At 77.8% G+C, this 474-nt stretch carries 1 protein-coding gene; it reads left to right on the forward strand.

Features of this window, described 5'->3' with window-relative positions:
* A partial coding sequence (locus VR44_RS39325; RefSeq protein WP_045952490.1) for an ACP S-malonyltransferase occupies positions 1–474 on the forward strand: 474 nt, incomplete at both ends.

Here is a 474-nt window from a genome sequence, read left to right on the forward strand (position 1 = left end):
GTACGGGAAGGCCGCCGCCCGCGGCGGGGCGGAGGAGACGATGCGGCGGCTCACCGCCACCGACGTGTGCCAGCCCGTGCTCGGCACCGTCCAGCTCGCCGCCACCCGCCTGCTCGCCGACTGCGGCATCACCCCCGACCTCGCCCTCGGCCACAGCGTCGGGGAGTTCGCGGCGGCCGCCGCGGCCGGTGCGCTGACCGGCGAGGACACCGTACGGCTGCTGGCCGGGCGGGGTGCGGCCCTGCGGCAGGCCGCGGAGAACGGCCCGCCCGGCGGGATGCTCGCCGTGCAGACGGACGAGGAGACCTGCCGGCGGCTGGTCGAGGGCATCGACGGCGTGTGGCTCGCCTGCTTCAACGAGCAGCGCCAGATCGTGGTCAGCGGCACCGCGCGGGGCCTCGCCGCCCTGCGGGAGGCCTGCGCCGGGGCCGGGGTCGTCACGGTGACGCTGGAGGTGGCGGGGGCCTTCCACTC

The organism is Streptomyces katrae (genome assembly GCF_000966975.1).
GTDB lineage: Bacteria > Actinomycetota > Actinomycetes > Streptomycetales > Streptomycetaceae > Streptomyces > Streptomyces katrae.